Source organism: Emticicia sp. BO119 (genome assembly GCF_013912375.1).
Taxonomy (GTDB): Bacteria; Bacteroidota; Bacteroidia; order Cytophagales; family Spirosomataceae; genus Emticicia.
In genome coordinates, this window is record NZ_JACETV010000001.1 from 161,247 (window position 1) to 184,906 (window position 23,660).

Sequence of the window (23,660 nt, forward strand, 5' to 3'; positions counted from 1 at the left end):
TCTATTAAATAAATACTCATGCAACGCTTTTAATTGATTAGCACGCCTCTAAGTTACTCTAAAGAACTTTTGTTGTGATAATTTTACCTTAAGCATCTACAGCTATAATTCAGGGTACAGCATATAAAACATAGTTTTTTTAATAATCCGGTCTGGTTGGTTAGAATAAAATTGATCTCGTTTTATTCAGGGTAGTCATAGTCGGTCTTTTTTTTGATTAATGCAAGTTTTAAGATTCATTTTTATGGGTTTCAGTGATTGGCTTTCCTGGTATTCAGAATCTTATACTATCCAGCGTGGATATATCTTAAAATAAGCCCGGATAGCCAGAGCTCTTAGGAATGAACTTGTTAGAATAACCGCAAGTGATTACTCCTTATAACCGTATCATTTACCAGTAATTCCTGAAATATGATAAATATCAGTTTTTCAGTTGGAGTTTAATCATAATTGAGCCTTTAGTTAAACCCTAATTTTGGGTTTTCAATTAACACACGTTCTTAATGGCAATTTTAATCTTTTTTCTGGCTCACTGGTACTTATCCTTATTTTCACAGACTTTCTTCCTGCACCGCTATGCGGCTCACCAGATGTTCACAATGTCGAAAGGATGGGAGAAATTTTTTTATGTTTTCACTTTCATCACACAAGGCTCATCATTTTTAAGCCCTAAAGCCTACGGTATCATGCACCGGTTACACCATGCGTATGCTGATACTGAAAAAGACCCACACTCACCGAGTTATTCTGATAACCTCTTTCATATGATGTGGAAAACGAAGAATTATTATAATGATATACTGAACGATAAGGCCAATATAGAGCCGAAGTTTAAAAAGGGCGTACCCAACTGGATGTTTATGGAACGCCTGGGTGATAAGTGGACAGTAAGGGTAGCATGGGGTGTGCTTTATACTTTGTTTTATATCTATTTTGCTACTAATGCGTGGGAATATCTCCTATTGCCGATTCATTACCTGATGGGACCAGTACATGGGGTGATCATCAACTGGTTTGCACATAAATATGGTTATACCAACTTTAAAGTAAACGATACAGCAAAAAACCTGCTCCCGTTCGATTTCCTGATGATGGGAGAATCTTATCACAACAACCATCATAAATTGGGGGGTAGGGCAAATTTCGGCATTAAATGGCATGAGTTTGACCCTACGTACCCAATCATTTTATTGCTCAATAAACTACACATTATAAAGCTCAAACTAAATAACGATTTGAACTATATGTAACCTCCTGAATACTACAGCTATGACACTCAATGATACCAGAATAGCATGCTACCACTGCGGAGACGATTGTGCCGACAGCCCGATTGTGCTGGATGATAAACACTTTTGTTGTCATGGCTGTAAGACTGTTTATGAGATTCTGCAAGACAATAACCTCTGTTCATACTACGACCTGAACCAGAATGCAGGTATTAGCCTGAAAGCCGCCAGTTTTAATGGCAGGTTTGATTATCTGGCTGATGAAAAAATACAAACCCAGTTGCTCGACTTTCAGAGTGTAGGCATTAATAAAGTGACCTTGTTTATTCCCGCAATTCACTGTAGTTCATGCGTGTGGTTGCTCGAAAACTTCAATAAGATTCAGACAGGCATCTTTACGGCAAGGCTTAATTTCCTCAGAAAAGAATTATCACTAAGTTATGACCCAAGCAAAGTAAATTTACAGATTATTGTAGAACTCTTGGCTACTTTAGGGTATGAACCGCTCATTAACCTGCAAAGTGTTGAGCATCAGCCTAAACAAAACAAAGTTCAAAGACGCCTCATACTTCAGATAGGCGTAGTAGGGTTTTGCATGGGTAATGTCATGCTCCTGAGTTTTCCTGAGTATTTTAAATTAGACCTCAATAATATAGTAGATGCCACCTATCAGCGGTTTTTCTTATATCTTAACTTTTTGCTGTCACTACCGGTCTTTTTTTTCGGAGCTTCTGATTACCTCAAAGGCGCTATCATTTCTATTAAAGAAAACCTGCGCAATAAGACTACGATACTTAGTGTAGATATTCCGATAGCTTTAGGCATTACTGCTCTGTTTGTCAGAAGTAGCTTTGAAACTTTTGTGAATCATTCAGCAGGGTATTGGGATAGCCTCGCTGGATTGGTTTTCTTCTTATTAACAGGTAAATGGGTGCAGCAGGTTACTTACAATTATCTGTCTTTTGAGCGTAACTATAAATCGTATTTCCCTTTAGCCGTAAAAGTAAAAAATGCTTTCAAAAATGTTTCTGAATTACAAAAAGGTGACATCATAGACATACATCATCAGGAGCTGATTCCAGCTGATTCTTTGCTGCTATCAGATAGAGCCTATATTGATTACAGCTTCGTAACCGGCGAATCGGAACCAATCAAAAAAGAAAAGGGAGAGTTGATATATGCTGGAGGCAGGCTGATCGGCGAAAAAGTGCATCTCACAGTACAGAAACAAGTTTCACAGAGCTATCTGACAGAATTGTGGAACAACGATGCCTTCAAGAAAGAGAAAAAAACACCTGCCATAGATTTAGCCAATGCTTTCAGTAAATACTTTACTTATACCACCCTTCTGATTGCTTCAGTAACAGGTATATACTGGTATTTTCATCAACCTGACTTGGTCTGGACAAGCGTAACCGCTGTATTAATGGTAGCCTGCCCTTGTGCACTTACACTCTCTATGCCTTTTACCATGAACACGGCAATGGGTATTTTTGGTAGAAATAAATTTTTTGTGAAAAATCAGATGGTAGTCCAGTTAATGACTGAGATAGATGAAGTTGTATTTGATAAAACCGGAACTCTCACCGAAAACAAAAACGGGCAGTTACATTTTGCAGACGGATATCTGAATGAACAGGAAAAAAGTTGGATAGGCCAGTTGGCGGCACAATCAATGCACCCCCTAAGCAAAATGATATACCAACACTTAGGAATAGGTAAAGGTAATATAAGCTATTTTAATGAAATAAAAGGAATGGGGATTGAAGGAGTAATAGATGGGAATTTCATCAGATTAGGAAATGCTGAGTTTATCGGACTACCTGCAACAGGTACGATTGCCAGTCAGGTAAATGTTGAAATAAACCGGGAATATAAAGGATATTTTACCATAAAATCAGAGTATCGCAAAAACTGGAAAGATGTTTTAGAACAATTGCAGGCCGGTTTTAAAATGGCTCTGTTATCAGGCGATAATGATGAAGAAAAGAATCGCCTGAATCGCTACTTTCATGAAAACAGATTATTGTTTAATCAGAAACCACAGGATAAACTGAATTTCATTAAGAAAGAGCAGGAAGCGGGGCATCATGTACTGATGATTGGTGATGGGCTGAATGATGCAGGGGCTTTGCGCCAAAGCAATGTAGGTATTGCCCTGAGCGAAGACGTACAGGCATTCTCGCCTGCCTGTGATGCTATCCTGGATGCATCAAATTTCAGCCGCCTGACAGATTTCCTACGATTCAGTAAAACAGCCCTTAATATCGTAAAAGCGAGCTTCATATTATCTTTAGTCTATAATTTTATAGGTATAGGCTGGGCTGTATCGGGGCAGTTATCGCCTGTAATGGCCGCTATTTTTATGCCTTTGAGTTCGTTATCAGTGGTATTATTTGCAGTAGGTACAACTTACCTTTTTGCCAAACTTAAAAAATTGATTTAGCTATGGCAGTCATTATTCTTTTAGTAGTAGCGGCTCTTTTGGTAGCTGCAGGTTTCTTAGCTTCTTTCTTCTGGGCCACTAATGACGGCCAGTTTGACGATACTTTTACCCCATCTGTAAGGATTTTGTTTGACGATGAAAAACCTGCCGAAAATCATAAGGTTTCATGAGTTGCAATAGATTTTAAATAGATAAAGTAGTATAGCTTTGTACATTCAATCAATCGAATGCTATGAAGTCAAAATTCCATAAGAACATCTATAACTATATTCAGAAATCTATCAGTTTTGTACTTGAAACCGGAGCTTTGGTAGGTCTTATTGTATTAGTAATCCTTTTTTTTGTGGCTCGTAACTGTCAGGCACAGGTTGATTTCTCTAAAATACCTGCGAATGAAAAGTTTATTAACAATAAAGCCTCAATAATGGTAAAGAATATAGGCTTAGTGCAGCGGGACGAAGAGTTAGATTGTACCTGGAAGACCTCTCATGCACAGATTAGCGGTATGTTAGATACCAAAACACAGGAGTTCCTGAATGACTGGCTGTCGGGTATGACCTACTTTGGCAATTGCGAGGGTGATAAAGAGTGTTATGATTTTCAATCGTATCATTATTACTACAAAGCTACAAGAGTAACTCATCTGCAAAACGATTTATTAGGGTTTTACTTACATGAAGGAAATTGTAAAGATGAAAAGACTTATTGCCTGGAGAACCAGGATTGGGAGATATATGATTTGAGAGGGAAACGATTTTTACAGGAGGGAGATATACTTTTGCAGGATAATAAATCTCAGGAGAAGTTTTTTACGCTGATTGAAAGCAAAGTGAAAAAACAAAAATGGAATTTAGTGAATGACTGGAAAATCTATACACGCCAGATCGGTTTAGATAATAATCAATTGATTGTTTATCTGAATAATGATATGCTGAATAATAGCAAGGGAGTTATAGTACGATTCAGAATAGATGAAGTTCAAAGCCTGCTTGTGCCATGTTTTGCCAATCGTTTGAAAAACAGAGCTTGCGAAGAGTTTAATCAACCCATTATCGGGCATCATTTATTAAAAAACTGACATTTCTTAGGTAGAAATATTTAGGTTCGTAAAGTCGGAAAAAGACAGGTATTACCTGTCTTTTTTTTCTGATATATATCATGTTTTCATGTATGCCTTCTCATAAATTGCTTATGATGAGTAGCTTAATTTTGTATTGAAAATTAAACCACTCCTCAATATGAAAAAGGTACTCCTGACAACCGACTTCTCAAAGGCATCTGAAAATGCCATACAATATTCAATCAAATTATTGGGCGATACCCCATGCGAGTTTACACTCATGCATGCGTATGATACTTTCCCGGCAGGTGGGTCACCCGAAATAGCCTACGCTCTTATTGATGAAATGTTTAAAGTTGCTAAAAAAGAGATAGCAGAATATCTCATCGTAATAAAGAAACTGGATACCAGGCAAATCCATACTTTCAAGGTCGAACTGGTTTCGGGTTCCCCTGCAAGTGCTATACAGATTCTTAATCAAAGTCATGATTATGATTTTGTAGTAGTTGGTGCCACAGGCAGGGGGAGTGACATCCTGTTTGGAAGTACCGCCACTGACGTAGTAAGAAATGTTGATGCTAATTCACTTATAGTTCCCGTAAAAGCTGAGGCTACACCTGTAAAGAATATTGTATTGGCAGTAGATTATCAACCCATTAATTCTTTCAAAGAGTTTGATGGGCTAAAGCAGCTCTTATTGCAAAAAAATGCGACTCTTACTTTACTGACAGTCATTAAAGACGGGAAATCCCAAACCGAATTAGATGGTTTAATGAAATTTGAATACCACGATTATTTCAAAGGTATCAATATCGTCGATTATCAGATTCATGCAGAAAATGTAGAAGAAGGAATTGTGGATTTTTTAAGCACGCATGAAGCTGATATGTTGGTAATGCTTACTCGCCACCATTCGTTTTTCGATGTATTGTTTAATCGCTCACTTACACGCACGTTTGCCTTCAATGCTACTATTCCTTTACTAAGTATTTATGATGAGGCAAATATTGAAGTACCTGAGCACGAAGTAGTTACTTTTTAACTGATTTTGTCAATCTAAAATTATAAGCAATGAACAAGTTTTCACAATTGAACCGTACACATTTTCAGTATAGGATATGGCGAAATGAATTAGAGTTGATGCAGCAGGAAACTGATTTCTTTTTGAGTGTAATAGAGGAGATAGCCAGCCTGGAAGATAACGCCGCAAAAACTGAGCAAAACTGGTTTATCAATCAGTTTCATCATTTCCAGAGATTAATCAAGCAATTAAAAGGCGAATTAAGCAGCGTAGAGAAAGGCCTGGCAGAGGGTGTGCTACATGATAGAATCTTAGACAAAGAGCAAAGGCTGGACCATCAGTATCTGAAAGAAGAGATGGATTATTTTGAGCAGGACTATCGATCTGTCAAGACGAAATTCAGAACATTTATCGCTAATTCAGAAACTATCGGAATTGATTAATAATAGCATTACGTCTGCCTGAGAAATTATGACGAATGTCATATTTCCAGCAAACTATGCTCATGTTTTGCGCAATTGACCGACAGTAATTTTACGCCATCAAAGTTTTTAAAACTCATTTTCTTATGCAGTATATTACGCAGCCTGAATCAGTCGGGACATTAGAACGATTTGAATACGATAATAAAATCGTCAAAGCCTTTCTGATTGTAACAGTCATTTTTGGTTTAGTTGGTATGTTAGCCGGACTAACCCTCGCTGTCCAGCTTTTCTGGCCTGGAGCCAATTTTGAAAGCCCACATGTAACATTCGGGCGTTTAAGACCTTTACATACCAATGCCATTATTTTTGCTTTCGTGGGCAATGCCATGTTTGCAGGTATTTACTATTCCCTGCCGAGGCTCCTCAAAACTCCCATGTTTAATAAAACTCTCTCCTGGATTCACTTCTGGGGGTGGCAATTAATTATACTTGCTGCTGCAATTACCTTACCTTTAGGCATTACCACAAGTAAAGAATATGCCGAACTCGAATGGCCTATCGATATTGCCATTGCGTTGGTTTGGGTAGTATTTGCCATTAATATGTTTGGAACAATTATTAAACGCCGTGAACGCCATATGTATGTGGCAATCTGGTTTTATATCGGTACGGTGGTTACAGTAGCTTTGCTACATATTGTTAACTCTTTTGAATTACCCGTTTCCTTAACAAAAAGCTACTCCCTCTATGCAGGTGTGCAGGATGCTCTGGTGCAATGGTGGTATGGGCACAATGCCGTGGCCTTCTTTCTAACTACTCCTTATCTGGGGCTGATGTATTACTTTTTGCCAAAAGCAGCTAATCGACCCGTATATTCATATAAGTTATCAATTATACACTTCTGGTCGCTCATATTCATTTATATCTGGGCTGGGCCACACCATTTGCTTTACAGCTCATTACCCGACTGGGCGCAAAGTTTAGGTACAGTATTCTCTATTATGTTAATTGCACCCTCATGGGGAGGCATGCTGAATGGCCTTTTAACTTTGCGTGGTGCCTGGGACAAAGTACGCGAAGACCCGGTGCTGAAATTCTTCGTAGTAGCTGTAACTGCTTACGGTATGGCAACCTTTGAAGGCCCGATGCTCTCTTTGAAAAACGTTAATGCCATCTCACATTTTACAGACTGGACAATCGCTCACGTACACGTAGGGGCTTTAGGCTGGAACGGATTCATGATATTTGGTATCTTATACTACCTGATACCACGTATGTATCAGACCAGACTTTACTCTAAAGGTCTCACAAATACGCACTTCTGGTTGGGTACATTAGGGATTATCTTCTATGCTTTGCCAATGTACTGGGCTGGTTTTACGCAAAGTTTAATGTGGAAAGAGTTTACACAAGATGGTTTTCTGGCTTATCCGAACTTCCTTGAAACAGTTACGCAGATCGTACCTTTGTATATGCTAAGAGCAGTGGGGGGTACAATGTACCTGATAGGCACCTTAATCATGATATATAACCTTATTAAAACGGCTAATCAGGGTTCATTTGTTCCTGCAGAGTATGCCGAAGCACCTGCACTTGAAAAACACGTAAAAGTAACAGGTGGAACATGGCACTCGGTTCTAGAACGTAAGCCTGTGATTTTTACAGGTTTGGCACTCATAGCCGTGGTGATAGGCGGTGTAATAGAATTTGTACCTACTGCACTCATTGAATCTAATATTCCGACGATTGATGCTGTAAAACCTTACACCCCTCTTGAGCTGACCGGTCGTGATTTATATATAAAAGAGGGATGTGTAGGTTGCCACTCACAGATGATCCGTCCGTTCCGTTCTGAAACTGAACGTTATGGCGAATACTCAAAAGCCGGAGAATTTGTCTATGACCACCCGTTTTTATGGGGTTCAAAACGAACAGGGCCTGATTTGCATCGGGTAGGTAAGAAGTATCCTGATAGCTGGCATTACAACCACATGATGGATCCTACTACCATGTCTCCTGGCTCAATTATGCCTCCTTATCCCTGGTTATTAGAAAATAATTACGATAAAGAGTTACTCCCGGCCAAAATTAAAGCGATGCGTACATTGGGTGTACCATATCCTGAAGGCTACGAAGACATAGCAGTAGCAGAGGCAGAAAAACAGGCTCAGGAGATTACCAGAAGTCTGGCAGATGCAAAAATCAAGACAAGTAGCGATAAAGAAATCATAGCCTTGATTGCTTACTTGCAACGATTAGGAACTGATATTAAAACTACAAAGTAGGCCTGTAAAGGCCTACTTTCAATAAAACTTACAACCATGTTTAAACACTATTTCGAGCAAATGGACGGGGTAAGTATTTACCCGATTTTCTCACTCCTGGTTTTCTTTTTCTTCTTTTTAGGTTTGGGTTGGCATGTGTTCAGATTTGATAAAAAGAAACAACAACATATTGAGAACTTGCCATTAGATGAGTAGAATCTTAGGGTCTGATAGAACGCTTTCAAGAAATTTTTAAAAACTTATTCATTTATGGGAACATTTATCAAATCAGGCGATGAACTCATTCAGCTACTGATACTTATTATATTGATTTTAACAGCTATCATACTGCTATTTGTGGTGCTGAATATGTACAATGTCATTCATAAAATTATAGCTGAAAAAGAGGGTAGAACGGTAGAGGGTTTCAGCTTTAAAAAATGGTGGCAGAAAGAGGCCGGAACAACAATTCCGGTTGAGAAAGAGGAAACTATCTTGATGAACCATAATTATGATGGTATTCAGGAATTAGACAACCACTTACCACCCTGGTGGGTAAAAATGTTTTACGCAACTATTGTGTTTTCAGTCATTTATCTGGGTTTATACCATGTATGGAATATTACCCCTTTGCAGGAAGAAGAATACCAGATAGCAATGGAAGAGGGTAAAAAAGAAGTAGAATTGTATCAGTCAAAAATGGCTAATACTATTGATGAAAAAACAGTGAAACTATTAGTGGACGACAATAAGACGCTGAGTAACGGGAAAGATATTTTTGTAGGTAAATGTGCTGCGTGTCACGGGCAAGCCGGAGAAGGCGGAGTAGGGCCTAACCTGACAGATGAGTACTGGCTTCATGGTGGAAGTATTAATGATATTTTCAAAACTGTGAAGTATGGTGTACCTGAAAAGGGCATGATTGCCTGGCAGGCAACACTGAAACCTAATGAAATTCAAAGTGTAAGCAATTATATTTTGTCAATCCAGGGGTCAAACCCTGCTAATGCCAAAGCTCCGCAAGGAGAAAAATCTACAGTAAGTGCAGACTCAACTGCTATCAAGCCTGTAGCAAAATTATAAAACCATCTCGTTGACTGCTGATCAGAGGCAAGTCAGATAGAAATAAGAAGAACCTAAAAGCAGAGCCAAGTGAGTAATTTAGATTTTATAGATGAAGCCTATCGTGACAGTATAGCCACGGTAGACAGTGAAGGAAAGAGGATATGGGTGTACCCGAAAAAACCAGGTGGGCGCTATCATAATTATCGTATCATTGCTACCATCATTTTTTTAGGGTTATTCTTTTTAGGACCATTCATTAAAATTAACGGACACCCGCTCTTAATGATAAATATATTCGAACGAAAGTTCGTTTTATTTGGTCAGCTATTTTTACCACAAGACTCTGTTATTTTTAGTTTAGGGCTTATTACGTTCTTTATTTTCATTACGCTGTTTACAGTGGTGTATGGACGGTTCTGGTGTGGCTGGGCTTGTCCGCAAACAGTATTTATGGAAATGGTTTTCCGTAAGATTGAATACTGGATTGAAGGAGACCGCAAACAACAGATAGCACTCAATAATGCTCCCTGGACAGCCCGGAAAATAGTAAAGAAAGGGGGTAAAAGGTTGGTGTTTCTTCTTATTTCTATTCTGATTGCCCATACTACTATGGCTTATCTCATAGGTATTGAGGCAACGAAAAAAATCATTACCCATTCACCTGCCGAACACCTGCCAGGCTTTATCGGATTAGTAGCTTTTACAGGTATTTTCTATTATGTTTTTACTGTGCTTCGTGAGCAGGTATGTACTTCTATCTGCCCGTATGGCCGCTTACAAGGTGTATTGATGGGCCGTAATACCATTAATATCATTTATGACTGGGTAAGGGGCGAACCACGAGGCAAAATAAATAAGCATGAACCCGCAGTCATTTCGGCACCCAAAGGAGATTGTATAGATTGTAAATTATGTGTACAGGTATGCCCCACAGGAATTGATATACGCAATGGCTCACAACTCGAATGCACCAATTGTACCGCCTGTATTGACGCCTGTGACGATGTTATGATTAAAATCAACAAGCCAACTGGTCTGATAAAATTTGGTTCTGTAGAAAGCATAGAGAAACGTGTGCCGTTTAAACTTTCGCCAAGAGCCTATGCTTATTCTGTGGTTTTATTATTATTAATAGGCGTTGAGGCATTTTTATTGTTGAGCCGTTCTGCCATAGAAACAACTGTTATGCGTGTGCCAGGACAAATGTATCAGGAGCAGCCCAATAATCAGATCAGTAACCTGTACAATGCCCAGATTGTAAACAAAAGCAATCAGGATATGGAGGTGTCTCTGAAAGTAGCTGATAATCACGGCATTATCCGCTTGATTGATGGAAAAAAGAAAATAAAAGTTTTGAAAGGAGGAAAAGCTGATGTAGTATTTTTTCTGGAAATGGATAAAGCCGCCATTAAAAAAATAAAAACAAACCTCAAAATTGAAGTGTGGCAAGGTGAAGATAAACTGGAGACAATTAAGACAACCTTTTTAGGATTTAGGGAATGATTTTTTTACTGTGATTTAGCTGATTGCAGTCATTTAAACTCATTAATTTATTGTGGCCTGAATCAGACGGTTCCAATCAGAAGAATGTTCATTTAAAGCATTTAATCAGTTAAATTACAGTTCAAGACATAAATATTTAAGAACATGAACTTCGGGCATAAAATCGGGATATTTTACGGGCTGTTTGTCATCTTTATGATTACACTCGTAACACTCTGCGTGAAACAAAAGGATATTTCTTTAGTTAGCAACGATTATTACAAAAAAGAAATAGCCTATCAGGCAGAAATTGAAAAGCAACAAAATGCAGCGCAATTAATTCAATCTGTAATAGTAACCTATGCGGGCGAAAAACAACAAATAAGTGTGGTTTTCCCGGAAGACCAGAAGGACGCAAGAGGTAAGGTACAATTTTATCGGCCTTCTGATGCTAAAAAAGATTTTACCATAGAGCTGGTCTTACAGCAAAACAGGACCCAGGAGATACCTGTAAACCAACTGACTAAAGGCTTATGGGTAATAAAAATTGAATGGGAAAATGCCGGAAAGGCTTATTTGAAAGAAGAAAAAATCGTGCTTTAAGATGTTATACTCAGCTTTTATGATAGGTTTGGCGGGTAGTTTGCACTGCATGGGTATGTGCGGGCCTGTTTCTATGCTCCTGCCGGCTGATAAAAGCAAAAGAGGGAGATATATTTTGGGCCGGATAATCTATAATCTTGGCCGGATTTTTACTTATAGTTTGTTAGGGCTTTTGATTGGGTTAGTAGGAGAGCAGATTGCCCTGTTTACTTCTCAGAAAGTGCTTTTTATTATTGTTGGAAGTTTAATATTACTGGCTTTCATTTTACCTGCCCGATGGCGACAATCGTTAGATGTATTGCCTTATACAAGCCGATTCACCAGTTTCATTAAATCGGCATTATCTGTTTTCTACAAAAAACATACGCTATTCGCGCAACTCGTTTTTGGCGTGCTGAATGGCCTTTTACCTTGTGGATTAGTTTATGCCGCATTAAGTGGCGCTTTTCTGATGAGTGAGGCATGGGAAAGTGCCTTATTCATGGCTTTATTCGGTTTGGGCACATTACCGATGATGTTAGGCTTTGCTTTTTTAGGCAATAGTATCCGCAAACTGATTAGATTTCAACCGAAAGTTGTTTATACCTTCTCTTATATTATTTTAGCTTTCTGGCTTATCTTTAAAGGGATTAATTTACCAGCCAATCAATTTTCTGAACGTGATGTCAATGGTATAACAGTTTGTCACGGAAAGTGAAACGAATTTCACACTTTTAGACTTAGGTTCAAACTTCTCCCGATAGTTATTTCGACATACTCCCAAACTTCCCACAGGATTATAGATTCAATTGCCTTCAGTTTTAGCCGGAGGTAAATTAAATTTTTTTGCCTATCCGGCAATAGCCAGAGGATTATCCCCTAATTCTAAATCAATACATATACGTCTATACAATTTAATGAATATTTTGATGCATGGTTTTAGAAGTCTTAATTCAGATTTCCCCTTTAAGGGTTAGGAGTACTACTGGTCAAATACTGCCTCTTATACTCTAAAGGTGTTACCCCCTTCACATGCTTAAAATGTCGGTAAAAATTAGATAGATTATTAAAGCCGCTTTCAAAGCAGACAATTTCAATACTTAACTTATTTTCAACTAAGGCTCTGCACGCATGGCTCACCCGTATTTCGGTTAGAAAATCATTATAGGTTTTGTGAGTCATTAATTTAAAATATCGGCAGAAAGAAGTCGTGCTTAGATTCGCAATAGCTGCAATGTCTTCTAACCTGATGTCTTTGGCATAATTGGCTAAAGTATAACTGCAAACATTATTCAGTCGTACGGTCTCCATTTCGTTTGATTGATAGAAGGCATTAACATCAGTAATCATCTCCATTTCATCAGATTCAGTCAGTACATCCAGAATAGACAGCAGGATAATCAAACGTTGTAGTGGGCTTGCTATAAGTGCCGAATGCATAAGGTTTTTTAATTGTTGGGCTGTTTCGCCTTTAATAATTAAACCCTTTTTTGCTTTTTCATACAATTTTCTGATAGCGTAGGATTCATTGAGATTCAGAAACTCATTACCTAAACAATCAGTACGGAATTGCATCACTATGGCCTCAATTTGCAAGTCTGAATTTCCCTGAAAGTACTCTTGATTACAACGCCAGGTATGAGGTAAATTCTCACCCAAAAGCAATACTTCTCCTGAAGTAAAATTGCTTACATTATCCCCTATAAAGCGTACGCCTTCGCCTTTCAGAACATAGTGTAATTCTAATTCGGGATGATAATGCCATATTGTACCAAAATTCGGTTTAATATCATGTCTGATACTAAACGACTGCCCTGTACTGCCTGGTACTTTATGAAAATGCGGTTTCATGAATGAAAAATATTTATGATAATATCGTACAATGATTGGAAAATTGTCTATAAAAAGCTTGCATTTTTATCCTCTATCTTTGTAAAGTTAAATAAAATGTTTGCCGGATTATAAAAAATACACATTCTACCGAAAAGTAATGTATGTTTTTAGCATAATACTCCCCAACAGCTTATTTGTCCTATTGAATCTTTTGAAACCTGACACATGAACTTAACGACACTCCCTGTTATTGATTTATCTATCATTTTTGCCTATCTGGCCGGAATGGTAATAATAGGAGTTTATTTTTCGAGAAAGAACAAAAACGCCGACCAGTTTACCACAGCTTCGGGTAAGATTCCAGGCTGGGCAATCGGGTTGTCTATTTATGCTACTTTCCTGAGCAGTAATACCTTTTTAGGAGTACCAGGTAAAGCATTTGGCAGCAACTGGAATTCGTTTGTGTTCAGTCTTTCAATGCCTCTGGCAGCTTGGGTGGCGTCTCGTTACTTTGTGCCTTTTTACCGGAACACCGGCGAGGTATCGGCCTATACACACCTTGAGCATCGCTTTGGAGCCTGGGCAAGAACCTATGCCGTAGTCTGCTTTCTGCTCACGCAATTGGCTCGTATGGGTTCCATTTTCTTCGGCATCGCCCTGAGCTTGCAAGCATTGACAGGCTATTCGATGGAAAGCATCATGATTGTTGTGGGTATATGTATCATTATATATACCGTATTGGGAGGCATGGAGGCCGTCATCTGGACGGAAGTGGTACAGGGGGTAATAAAAACTCTCGGTGCTTTAATTATACTGATACTCGTTGTGCAGGGTATGCCCGGGGGCATCAGTCGTATCATAGAAATCGGTCAGGCAGACGATAAATTCAGCCTGGGCAGCCTTATTCCCGACTTTACTCAATCCACATTCTGGGTAGTATTATTATATGGTTTCTTTATGAACCTTAATAATTTCGGCATGGACCAGAATTACGTGCAGAGGTACCATACTACTACTTCTGTCAAAGAAGCTACCCGTTCAATCTGGCTTTGTGTCTACCTTTATTTGCCGGTTTCTTTGATATTTTTTGTAATTGGCTCATGCCTTTACGCCTATTATCAAACCAATCCCGAATTATTGAACGAAGTACGAATGCAGGTGGCTACTGAGCGATTACCCGGGGGCAGCCTTGATGCTATCAATCAGCTGGCATCAACACTCACCGCTGCCGATATTGGCGATAAGGTAATGCCGCATTTCATGGTCAATAAGATTCCGGCAGGTTTGGTTGGGCTTATTGTGGCCGCTATTATGTCTGCTGCCATGAGTACTATCAGTTCTGGCATGAATGCCTCCGCCACAGTTTTTTCGGTAGACATTTACCAACGTTATATCAAATCAGGACTAACCTCAAAGCAAACATTACGCCTCTTATACATTGCAACTACCGTGTTTGGTTTACTGGGTATGTTTACAGGTGTAGCCATGATCGGGGTCAAGAGTGTCCTGGATATCTGGTGGATGCTCTCCGGAATCTTTGCAGGAGGTATGTTAGGCTTATTCCTCTTGGGTATGATTGCCAGAAAAGCAAAAAATGCAGAAGCCGTCATTGCAACAATAATTGGCATTCTCGTTATATGCTGGATGACTTTCTCGAAGCAGATACCCGATGAATATGCCGCTTTGCGTAGCCCTTTCCATCAGAATATGATTATGGTAATAGGTACACTAAGTATTTTCCTGACAGGAGTGTTATTAACCAGATTAAAAACAAAATAAGAATCCTCAGAACCTATAAAATATAAAATTATGGCTTCCACCAATTCATTACCACAGGGTTTTATACCTGTTATGCTCACACCCTTTACAGACAATGGGGCTATTGATTACGCAGGGCTATCTGTTTTAACAGATTACTATATGCAGGCGGGTTCGGCCGGATTGTTTGCCAACTGTCTGTCGAGCGAAATGTATGAATTAAGCAATGAAGAGCGTGTGGCTATCACCAGACAGGTAGTTGACCGGGCAGCAGGGCAAATTCCGGTAGTATCCACTGGTACATTAGGTGGAACAATAGCCGAACAGGCAGATTTTGTGAAACGAATTTATGATACAGGTGTCCAGGCAGTCATTGTAATCTCAAGCCAGATTGCTCAGGCTGATGAATCTGATGCTGTGTTTATTGAGCGAATGGAAGAACTCATGCACCTGACACCCGGTATTCCATTAGGATTTTATGAATGCCCCGTTCCTTATAAAAGATTGATTAATGCCGATGTATTAGCAAAACTATTACCGTCTAAAAGATTGATCTATCATAAAGATACCTGTCTGGATTCGGCAGAGGTGGAACGTAGGCTTGCAGTAGCACAAGGTTATAACTTTGGTTTGTATGATGCTTATATGGTTAATGCCACTTCATCATTAAAAGCAGGTGCATCAGGGTTATCATGTATTCAGGGAAATATTTACCCTGAATTAATCGTCTGGATTTGTGAGCATTTTAATGATAATTCTGCCGAATCGCAAAAAGTGCAACAGTTTTTCAATGATTCAATGGAGATTGTACATTCAGCCTACCCGACTATTGCCAAATATAGTTTAATGAAAAGAGGTTTCCCCATTTCGACATATACACGTAGAAAAGTTGAACCATTAACAGATGACCTGAAAACCAGAATGGATGAACTGATGGTTACAATAGACAATTTACATGATGAATTAGGAGTTAAACCTGTTTATCGGCATTCACCAGTTTTGGTTTCATAGTTTTGTATCACCTTCCTCTTTTATATAAGTTTTGTTTCTTAGTCGAATCTCCGGTAGATACCTTCCGGAGATTTTTTATTACTATATTTTAGTATAGTACTGAACAGGTAACTAATTAAGCCGGATTTGTGTTACTAAGCAAAATACAGAACGTAAAATGAGTAAACTGAAATTAGGCATACTTGACCAATCTATAGTAACCCACGGAAAAACAGCAATTCAAGCTGTAGAAGAAACAATTGCTACTGTAAAATTAGCTGAAAAATTAGGATACAGTCGTTTTTGGGTATCCGAGCATCATAATTCTTCTTTTATTGCTGGCTCTACACCAGAGGTACTGATGGTGAAATTAGCCGATGAAACCAAACGTATCAGAATAGGGTCTGGGGGTATTATGCTACCCAACCATAGTGCTTTGAAAGTAGCCGAAAATTTCAGAATGTTAGAAACGCTTTTTCCCGGACGAATTGATTTAGGAATTGGCAGAGCACCGGGTGGAGACAGAATTACAGCCGCTTTGTTGAATCCATCCAATGATTTCAGCGAAGAAAGTTATCTTCAGCAATTAGAATACCTGCAACATTTTTTCAGAGATACAGCCGCCACTAAATATGGGCCTATTCTGGCTATTCCGCAATCTCCTACCATTCCTACCCAGTGGATACTGAGCTCGAGCGGAGGTAGTAGTAAGATTGCAGCAAAGTTTGGTATGGGCTTAGCCATTGCCCGATTTATCAATGGATTTGCCCAACCTGATATCGTAGAAACTTATAGAAAGAATTTTGAAGCTTCAACGCAATTCTTAAAGCCTCATGCGCTTATGTCAATTTCTGTATTATGTGCCGAAACTGAAGAAGAAGCCCGGAAAATGCGCAAGTTTTTAGACTATGTATTGGTACAGTTTGAACAAGGGAGGTTCGATAATTTTGGCGACGAAGCATTTATTCAGAAATACCAGTTTTCACTGGCTGAGCAGGAGCGGATTCATCGGAATAGGGGTAGGGTAATATCGGGTACAAAAGAGGAGGTAAAAGAAAAATTAATAGCTCTTACCAACGATTTTGACGTAGACGAAGTCATTGTAGCAACGATGGCAAATAATTCGCTGAACCGTAAACGTTCTTTCGAATTACTGGCTGAAGCCTTTGAGTTAAAACCACTGGCATAGTTTTTTTCGTGTATTGGGTAGGGGTTGCAATGGGTTTGGCTGTCTTAAAATAAAGGCAGGTAAAAAGCGTTATAAGTGTTCGTTTAATGAATACTTGATTTTAAATTAGTTTTTAATTAAAAATGATAAATGGTAATAATCAAACCAAAATTCGTAGTTAAATTCAATTAATAAACGTGCTTTTGCCTGTGAATTACCCAGATTCACACATTCGTTAAATTTCCTGTTATGAATTCTAAATTCTTCAGAGTAGCATTAATTATTTCTGGTAGTTTTCTTTTGCTCCTGGCAGGGGTAGGATTCTGGATATATTATAATCAGGGAAGCCTTTTTACACGATTAAAAGAATTAGTGAACGAAAGAATTGATGGAAATTTAGAAGTTAAGGATTTTAAGTTTACACCTTTTCAGAATGGGGTGGGTTTTACTTTTTCATTAATGGGGGTAAAGCTCAAGGATAAATACTTCAGTCAGCATCAGACTTATCTGGTTGATGCCGCTTCAATCAATGTTACATTAGAAACACAGGCTTTGTTTACAGGCAAAGTGTTGATACATAGCCTGAAATTTGCTAATGGCAAACTGAATATCTTCAAACGTAAAGACGGTTTTACTAATCTTTCTATTTTTAATTCTCGCGGAAAAGACTCAACAGTAACTTCAAAAAAAGCAGATACTGGTGTATTGAAAAATCTTGAAGATGTTTCTTTTACAGATTTTCAGGTTCAGTATGCCGATTCATTGAAAGAGAAATTCTATGCAGCAGATTTTCATCAGTTAAACAATAAAGTTAGTTATGCAGATGCTTTATGGCAGGTTAAAGCCAAAGGTGATGTGTTTTTTAAAGGATTAATTTTTAACCCTGATAAAGGAGGCTTTTTAACCAACCAGGAAACCAATCTGAATATTGCTGTTGCTTATAACGAAAAGGAAAAAATGCTCATAGTCAAACCGTCTGAACTGATTGTAGCAACCCAGGATAAAATACAATTATCAGGAGCGTTTGATTTTAATGAAGATGTAAAAAGTATCAAACTGGATTTTATCGTTAAAGAAATTCGGTTGGCCAGTGCCCGGAAACTGCTAACCCAACATTTATCAGACGTGCTGACCAGGGTAAAGATTGATCCGGTTGTAACGGCACAGGTGCATCTGAATGGAAAGTTTGGAGAGCGCATACCCAAAGTGGATATTAACTTTGATGCCCGGGCATTTCAGTATAGACTCAGAGTTGGGTTATTGAAAGACCTGAGTACTCAGGGTACTTTTACTAACCATGTAGATAGTACACAACTGACGGGCGATAAAAATACCCGTATTGTAGGCAATAATATACAGGGATTGTTTGAAACTATTCCGATTCATGGAAAAATAGTGGTAAACGATTTGGACAATGCCTTGGCCGATATTGATTGTACCTTAGATGCCAGCCCTGCTTCTCTGAACGATTTGTTGGACCCTGAACGCTACAAGGTTAATAAGGGCAAGGCCATTATGAAACTTACCTACAAAGGTAATATCAAATCGTTTTTTAATTCTGAAACCAGAAAACTCAACGGCTTGTTGTATGGCAATGTTTCCTTGCAGGATATCGCTGTTACGTATCTGCCACAAAATGTTAAGATTGAGCAGATAAGAGCAGATATGGCTTTTACAGGCGAGGAGGTTCGGATACCCAGTATTCAGCTATTTGATGGTATCAATAGGCTTTACATCAATGGCCATATTGCCGGCCTTATTCCCTATCTTTATACTGATAATAGTCCTCTGAAGGCAACTGTAAATATAAAAATTCCTGATTGGGAATTAAACTGGCTGAAAGTACTACTGAATCTTGACCATGCAAGGCCTAAAAGAAGCGGAAATTCAAAATTTACACTTTCTGCTTTGCTCGACAAAGCAATTGATAATATTAAAGTAGACGCCACATTGGAAGCCGAAAGATTCAGGTATAACCGGTTAACAGCACAGAATCTTAAAGGACGCATGACCCTCAGTACAGACAAGATACATTTACATAATTTTTCAATGAATGCTTTTGGCGGTACATTTCAGATTGCAGGAGATGTAAATCAGTTGCGTTCGGGAAGACCAATCCAGTTAAATGTTAATGCCAGGTTGATGAATACCGATGTGAAATCTGTTTTTTCGTCCTTTAATAATTTCGGCCAATATACCATTACTGACAGAAATCTTCAGGGAAAACTCAATAGTACATTTAGATTCAGCGCAGAGTTAAAAAATGATGTATCGCTGGTACAGAACTCAGTTGATGGCATATTGAAAGTCGATTTAAGAGACGCCGAGATTATAGACTTTGATCCTTTTCTGAAAATGAAAAAACTGATATTCAGAAAACGGCCGTTAGAACACGTACAGTTTGCGCCTATTGTGCATGAATTTGTGATTAAAGGTAAAGAGGTAGAAGTAAAAAAAATGCAGATAGAAAGCAATGTCATGACCTTCTTTTTAGATGGTATTTACAGTCTGGGCGATAAAACCGACCTTAATATTCAGATTCCTTTGAGTAATCTTCGTAAAAGAGATTCAACGTATCAATTCAGAGATTATGATCCTGATAGTATCGGTTCAAATATTTTTTTGCGGGCAGTAGATGAAAACGGCAAAGTAAATATCAAATATGTAATGAAAAAGAAAGCCCGAAAGATACCTTTCAGAGCTTTCCGATAAAAATCTGCTTTACTTCACCAATCAGCCTGTTAAAGGCAATGGTTTTGCCATCATGCGAAATTACAAGGTTTGATGGTGACGGCACAGTAGGTCGGGTTAATATTCTGAAGCGTTTTTCAAATGCCTCATGGCTAGTCTCACAACTCATAATGCTTCCATTCCAGACATAATAAATTGTTCTTCCTGATGGATGCCAACGAAAAAATCCTTCTAACTTGCTTGTATGATAAGTAACTTGTGTCAGGTTTTTGCCTTCCGGGTTAATCGTAAAGATTTGCAAAATACCTTTATTATCTTTTGCTAAAAAAGCTAAAGATTGTCCATCAGGTGAGCTTCGTACTATCCCCACGCATCCAGGCTGACCACCGTCAGCTGTATATGTAAGCCTGCGCTGAACAGTACCTTTAGGCGGCATTGGCATTGTAGTAGCAGTACCTTCTAATGGCCCTGATTCACCTGCTACATCAATCTCCTCAGGAATATCTACAATAAAAACTTCATCTACATTTTTACCGTTTTTATCTTTTATTGTTCCTATAAAAGCCCGTGCCATTTGTCTGGTGCCGTCAGGTTTAGTATATCCTTTTGTTCCTACCCAACTATCACCTGCCGCATGGCTGATTTCATCTGAGCCGGCTGTGGGTGTTGGGGTTACTCTCACCACTAACACGCTATACCATTCGCCCGATATGTTTTCTCCATTAGCATCTTTTTCTAATACTACAGGATTGATTTTTTTGGAAACGCCTATGGTGCGCAGATTATGTTTCTCTCCTGTTGAGTCTTCAAGGGCTTTCATCTCGGCATCGTTATAAGTATAGCCGATCCACTGGCCGTCTCCGCTCCATTCGTGGCGGTGTGTGCCTCCGCGTAACGCACCTTTGGTATAGGGTGGGGTAATGTCGCGGGCATCCATAAAGATACGTTTGCCAGCCAGATTTTCATTAATAATTACGCCCGTGCGCCGCCATTGCTGGTAAGGATTGGCTTCTGTAACACTTGGTAAGCCATGAATAAAAACGACTGCATTTTCAATGGGAGAGTAACTTACTGCCCCCGCACCCGGCCCCCACGCCTGATTGTTCGGAATTTCGTAAACAACTTTCTTTTCACCCGTTGAAATATTTACTTTTTCAATACGGCCAGATGCCGCAATGCCTCCTTCATCAGTCCGGGTATCATAGACCAGCCACTCATTATCAGGTGAGAAATTATCATTATTATCTAAATCATGATGGTAGGTTGTGTCGTTGGTAATCTGCTTCTCTGTCATATAATCCTGTTTTGTGCTGCAAGCCGGTAATGAAAAAATAAGGCTTAAAAGTAAATATTTCATGGGTGTATTCTTCAAATTTCATTGAATTACTTCTCCGGTGCACTAATCACGCCTAAGTACCTGCCCAACCAGTAAGGTAAAATCCAGATGTCTCCGGCACTGTGTTCAGATGTGCCATTGCCACCTTTGCGGTCAAGATTAAACGTATTGCCATTATGGCGTTGAATCGGACTCTCATCAGGCGGTAAAACCTCTTTAATAGTCTGATTGCGGAAATTAGGGGCTATTTTCTCAATATCTTTGCGGTTGCTATTGATGATAACCCAATCTACTAAATCTAATGGATATTCTCTCAGATACCAGGCGGCTTCGTTCAGATCAAAATCTTTTGTGCCTGTCAATGCCGTAAAGATATTCCATGCACCTTCTTTTTCAGGTCGTTCGGCCTGCCAGTGGTCTATAATGGCTCTTTTATAAGCCGCTTTCAGAGTATCATTAAAGGCATAACGATACAAACCCCAGTAACCAACAAAATACATTTCATCATCAGAGTGATTCCAACCATCTGACATATGCTTGCTATGGTCGTCGGCATCTTCTGCTGCTCTGCCAATGATACTCATCGGGCGCATCAGATTTTCGTAGTAGCCATGTTTTTTCATCAATTCAAACGCCTTTTGTTTGTATTTCTCCTTTTTGGTGAAATGGTAGGCCGTTTGAAGCATGGCCACAATATTCGATGAATTGAGTTTTCTATCACCCACATTAATCGGGAAAGCATTTACATATTCAGGGTTCCAACGACCCCATTGCGTAGGTTTGCCGTTGTAATCAATCATATACATATTGTTTTTGATGATATGACTCATTAAAGTATCTATCAGAAAAACCGCACGTTTTTTAATAGTTGGTTCCTGTATTAATTCAGCCATGGCACCAAAAGCAAAAATATGCCCGATTACTTCATCGCTACTGGTTGTTGCTTTCCAGTCCCATTCAGGGTCGGGAGAGTGTTGCCAGCGATCCGGGTCAGACAATTGGTTGATATATCCTTTTCTTTCAAAAGAGCGTGACGGGAAACCAGGAATGGGATTAATCGTATATAATCGCTCCATTGCGTCTAAAGACTCAGCGCAATTTTGCAATGCCTCAGGATTCTTAGTAACAGCATATCTGAATATCTCACCCCCTAAATACATTGATGTCCACAAACCATCATTGTCAGAGTCAGACAAATAACCCGTAGCAAGATTCCCCTTTTCCATACGGCTAAGAGAAGCATTGAAACCATTACGGATATGGCGGCTACGAACTTGTTTATCGTAGAACATAGCTTTATCATGTAGGGTCATTTTCTTGAAGCAAATCTGTCCTAAACCCTCCGAAGTAAGTATCAATACCGAGTTTTCAGGCCCTTCTGATATGTTAGTTACCACATTGCCCGGTAGCCAGCGCTCGCCATTATAGTAATCAAATTTTCCATCGGCTCGTAGTGCAAATGCCCCATTGACTGACCCGAACCAGAATTTATCACCAATGGCTTTTACGGCTGTGATTTCTGTTGCAGGCAATTTCTGATTTTTGCTGCCAATTTGTTTTTTAGTAGCGGCATCGAGCGTAATAATACCATCGTTTGAACCGATAATAAGTTTTTTGTCGTCGGTATCAAATGCCGTAAAGCCTGTACCCTCAAAAACTTTGGTGAGTTTTGAACCCGATAGGGTAGACAAAGATTTTTTTCCTAAAATCCAGAAAATATCAGACCCGGCCTGGTAGCGAATGCTGATTACTTCATCATTCTCTAAAGACCCTTTCCAAAGCGTATTGGCATCTTTAATCAATTGTAAAGCTTTACCATCTGATACCAGAAATGCAAAGTCTTTGCCACCTGTAAAGATTTTAGCCCCCGATAAATCGTGCTTGCTGAATAGTTTACCAGCCCAGGCATTGCTTAAAACGGTTTTATCATCAAGTAATACAAACTGATTCTGATAACTTCCAAGACCCTGTATTTTTTTATCGCCGATGGTGCGGTAGGTCTTGTCTGGAACAATGGCACCAGGGTATAAGAATTGGCCGTCGTGGGGTTGCAGAAGCCCTTCAGATGAAAAGATTTTGATAGCACCATTTCTGTCACTGGCCGCTTCAATTAATCGGGTATTATTCGATTTAACATAATACTTTATGCTATAATCCTGTAAGAAGGGTTTATCATGATACACGGGTTGTGTTTTGAGTGTCGGCTTTTGTGCATGGGAGGCAACTCCAATCAACGATAATCCAACGAAAATGTAAGAAGATAACTTCATAAGTATGTAAAGTAATTGATTAATGTGTGCGTTAACAGGA

19 protein-coding genes are annotated in these 23,660 nt (G+C 39.0%); 16 read left to right on the top strand and 3 right to left on the bottom strand.

The genetic code is table 11. The features are described from left to right. Positions 1 to 503 precede the first annotated feature (503 nt). The 12 genes from H1R81_RS00715 to H1R81_RS00770 all read left to right on the top strand — a co-directional run bounded on the left by H1R81_RS00715 (position 504) and on the right by H1R81_RS00770 (position 12,292). The gene (locus H1R81_RS00715) at positions 504 to 1,250 is read left to right on the top strand and encodes an acyl-CoA desaturase (RefSeq protein WP_181838751.1); all 747 of its coding nucleotides are present in this window, start codon (positions 504 to 506) and stop codon (positions 1,248 to 1,250) included. A gap of 19 nt (positions 1,251 to 1,269) precedes the next feature. Then, positions 1,270 to 3,675: a heavy metal translocating P-type ATPase metal-binding domain-containing protein gene (locus H1R81_RS00720; protein ID WP_181838752.1), complete on the top strand. Its 2,406-nt coding sequence runs from the start codon at positions 1,270 to 1,272 to the stop codon at positions 3,673 to 3,675. A gap of 2 nt (positions 3,676 to 3,677) precedes the next feature. Next, complete coding sequence (gene ccoS / locus H1R81_RS00725) at positions 3,678 to 3,845, top strand: cbb3-type cytochrome oxidase assembly protein CcoS (RefSeq protein WP_181838753.1); 168 nt, start codon at positions 3,678 to 3,680, stop codon at positions 3,843 to 3,845. A 62-nt stretch (positions 3,846 to 3,907) separates the two neighbouring features. Beyond that, positions 3,908 to 4,753 carry a hypothetical protein gene (locus H1R81_RS00730; protein ID WP_181838754.1) on the top strand — a complete coding sequence of 282 codons (846 nt, stop codon included), beginning with the start codon at positions 3,908 to 3,910 and terminating at the stop codon, positions 4,751 to 4,753. A gap of 160 nt (positions 4,754 to 4,913) precedes the next feature. Further along, positions 4,914 to 5,777 (top strand): universal stress protein, encoded by an 864-nt coding sequence (locus H1R81_RS00735; protein WP_181838755.1) that lies wholly within the window; start codon positions 4,914 to 4,916, stop codon positions 5,775 to 5,777. A gap of 29 nt (positions 5,778 to 5,806) precedes the next feature. After that, positions 5,807 to 6,199, top strand: a complete 393-nt coding sequence (locus H1R81_RS00740) for a hypothetical protein (protein ID WP_181838756.1) — start codon at positions 5,807 to 5,809, stop codon at positions 6,197 to 6,199. Positions 6,200 to 6,324: 125 nt separating this feature from the next. Next, complete coding sequence (ccoN, locus tag H1R81_RS00745; protein ID WP_181838757.1) at positions 6,325 to 8,466, top strand: cytochrome-c oxidase, cbb3-type subunit I; 2,142 nt, start codon at positions 6,325 to 6,327, stop codon at positions 8,464 to 8,466. Between the two features lie 36 nt (positions 8,467 to 8,502). Further along, a complete protein-coding gene (locus H1R81_RS00750) occupies positions 8,503 to 8,661 on the top strand; it encodes a CcoQ/FixQ family Cbb3-type cytochrome c oxidase assembly chaperone (RefSeq protein ID WP_181838758.1) in 159 nt (52 codons plus the stop codon). Positions 8,662 to 8,715: 54 nt separating this feature from the next. After that, positions 8,716 to 9,528, top strand: coding sequence for a cbb3-type cytochrome c oxidase N-terminal domain-containing protein (locus H1R81_RS00755; RefSeq protein WP_181838759.1), 813 nt, complete (start codon positions 8,716 to 8,718; stop codon positions 9,526 to 9,528). A gap of 69 nt (positions 9,529 to 9,597) precedes the next feature. Continuing rightward, a complete protein-coding gene (gene ccoG, locus H1R81_RS00760; protein WP_181838760.1) occupies positions 9,598 to 11,013 on the top strand; it encodes a cytochrome c oxidase accessory protein CcoG in 1,416 nt (471 codons plus the stop codon). A gap of 144 nt (positions 11,014 to 11,157) precedes the next feature. After that, positions 11,158 to 11,595: a FixH family protein gene (locus tag H1R81_RS00765; protein WP_181838761.1), complete on the top strand. Its 438-nt coding sequence runs from the start codon at positions 11,158 to 11,160 to the stop codon at positions 11,593 to 11,595. A 1-nt stretch (position 11,596) separates the two neighbouring features. After that, positions 11,597 to 12,292 (top strand): sulfite exporter TauE/SafE family protein, encoded by a 696-nt coding sequence (locus H1R81_RS00770; RefSeq protein ID WP_181838762.1) that lies wholly within the window; start codon positions 11,597 to 11,599, stop codon positions 12,290 to 12,292. Between the two features lie 248 nt (positions 12,293 to 12,540). On the opposite strand, the gene H1R81_RS00775 is transcribed toward H1R81_RS00770, so the two are convergent. Beyond that, positions 12,541 to 13,425, bottom strand: a complete 885-nt coding sequence (locus H1R81_RS00775; protein WP_181838763.1) for an AraC family transcriptional regulator — start codon at positions 13,423 to 13,425, stop codon at positions 12,541 to 12,543. Positions 13,426 to 13,632: 207 nt separating this feature from the next. Between H1R81_RS00775 and H1R81_RS00780 the strand changes: the two genes are divergently transcribed. From H1R81_RS00780 to H1R81_RS00795, 4 genes are all read left to right on the top strand, one after another. Further along, positions 13,633 to 15,186: a sodium:solute symporter gene (locus tag H1R81_RS00780; protein WP_181838764.1), complete on the top strand. Its 1,554-nt coding sequence runs from the start codon at positions 13,633 to 13,635 to the stop codon at positions 15,184 to 15,186. Positions 15,187 to 15,216: 30 nt separating this feature from the next. Continuing rightward, positions 15,217 to 16,176, top strand: a complete 960-nt coding sequence (locus H1R81_RS00785) for a dihydrodipicolinate synthase family protein (RefSeq protein WP_181838765.1) — start codon at positions 15,217 to 15,219, stop codon at positions 16,174 to 16,176. Between the two features lie 157 nt (positions 16,177 to 16,333). Continuing rightward, on the top strand, positions 16,334 to 17,344 hold the full coding sequence (locus tag H1R81_RS00790; RefSeq protein ID WP_181838766.1) for an LLM class flavin-dependent oxidoreductase: 1,011 nt from the start codon (positions 16,334 to 16,336) through the stop codon (positions 17,342 to 17,344). Positions 17,345 to 17,572: 228 nt separating this feature from the next. Further along, the gene (locus H1R81_RS00795; protein ID WP_181838767.1) at positions 17,573 to 20,035 is read left to right on the top strand and encodes an AsmA-like C-terminal region-containing protein; all 2,463 of its coding nucleotides are present in this window, start codon (positions 17,573 to 17,575) and stop codon (positions 20,033 to 20,035) included. Here H1R81_RS00795 and H1R81_RS00800 read toward each other — a convergent pair. Both H1R81_RS00800 and H1R81_RS00805 read right to left on the bottom strand, forming a co-directional pair. Beyond that, a complete protein-coding gene (locus H1R81_RS00800) occupies positions 20,019 to 21,371 on the bottom strand; it encodes a DUF3748 domain-containing protein (protein WP_181838768.1) in 1,353 nt (450 codons plus the stop codon). The two genes, H1R81_RS00795 and H1R81_RS00800, sit on opposite strands and share 17 nt — an antisense overlap. A 26-nt stretch (positions 21,372 to 21,397) precedes the next feature. Next, a complete protein-coding gene (locus tag H1R81_RS00805) occupies positions 21,398 to 23,620 on the bottom strand; it encodes a hypothetical protein (RefSeq protein WP_181838769.1) in 2,223 nt (740 codons plus the stop codon). Positions 23,621 to 23,660 lie beyond the last annotated feature (40 nt).

Excerpts from the sequence above, each read along its gene's own strand:
- H1R81_RS00715 (WP_181838751.1), top strand. The coding sequence starts at position 504 with ATGGCAATTTTAATCTTTTTTCTGGCTCACTGGTACTTATCCTTATTT.
- H1R81_RS00720 (WP_181838752.1), top strand. The coding sequence starts at position 1,270 with ATGACACTCAATGATACCAGAATAGCATGCTACCACTGCGGAGACGAT.
- ccoS (WP_181838753.1), top strand. The coding sequence starts at position 3,678 with ATGGCAGTCATTATTCTTTTAGTAGTAGCGGCTCTTTTGGTAGCTGCA.
- H1R81_RS00730 (WP_181838754.1), top strand. The coding sequence starts at position 3,908 with ATGAAGTCAAAATTCCATAAGAACATCTATAACTATATTCAGAAATCT.
- H1R81_RS00735 (WP_181838755.1), top strand. The coding sequence starts at position 4,914 with ATGAAAAAGGTACTCCTGACAACCGACTTCTCAAAGGCATCTGAAAAT.
- H1R81_RS00740 (WP_181838756.1), top strand. The coding sequence starts at position 5,807 with ATGAACAAGTTTTCACAATTGAACCGTACACATTTTCAGTATAGGATA.
- ccoN (WP_181838757.1), top strand. The coding sequence starts at position 6,325 with ATGCAGTATATTACGCAGCCTGAATCAGTCGGGACATTAGAACGATTT.
- H1R81_RS00750 (WP_181838758.1), top strand. The coding sequence starts at position 8,503 with ATGTTTAAACACTATTTCGAGCAAATGGACGGGGTAAGTATTTACCCG.
- H1R81_RS00755 (WP_181838759.1), top strand. The coding sequence starts at position 8,716 with ATGGGAACATTTATCAAATCAGGCGATGAACTCATTCAGCTACTGATA.
- H1R81_RS00765 (WP_181838761.1), top strand. The coding sequence starts at position 11,158 with ATGAACTTCGGGCATAAAATCGGGATATTTTACGGGCTGTTTGTCATC.
- H1R81_RS00770 (WP_181838762.1), top strand. The coding sequence starts at position 11,597 with ATGTTATACTCAGCTTTTATGATAGGTTTGGCGGGTAGTTTGCACTGC.
- H1R81_RS00775 (WP_181838763.1), bottom strand. The coding sequence starts at position 13,425 with ATGAAACCGCATTTTCATAAAGTACCAGGCAGTACAGGGCAGTCGTTT.
- H1R81_RS00780 (WP_181838764.1), top strand. The coding sequence starts at position 13,633 with ATGAACTTAACGACACTCCCTGTTATTGATTTATCTATCATTTTTGCC.
- H1R81_RS00785 (WP_181838765.1), top strand. The coding sequence starts at position 15,217 with ATGGCTTCCACCAATTCATTACCACAGGGTTTTATACCTGTTATGCTC.
- H1R81_RS00790 (WP_181838766.1), top strand. The coding sequence starts at position 16,334 with ATGAGTAAACTGAAATTAGGCATACTTGACCAATCTATAGTAACCCAC.
- H1R81_RS00795 (WP_181838767.1), top strand. The coding sequence starts at position 17,573 with ATGAATTCTAAATTCTTCAGAGTAGCATTAATTATTTCTGGTAGTTTT.
- H1R81_RS00800 (WP_181838768.1), bottom strand. The coding sequence starts at position 21,371 with ATGAAATATTTACTTTTAAGCCTTATTTTTTCATTACCGGCTTGCAGC.
- H1R81_RS00805 (WP_181838769.1), bottom strand. The coding sequence starts at position 23,620 with ATGAAGTTATCTTCTTACATTTTCGTTGGATTATCGTTGATTGGAGTT.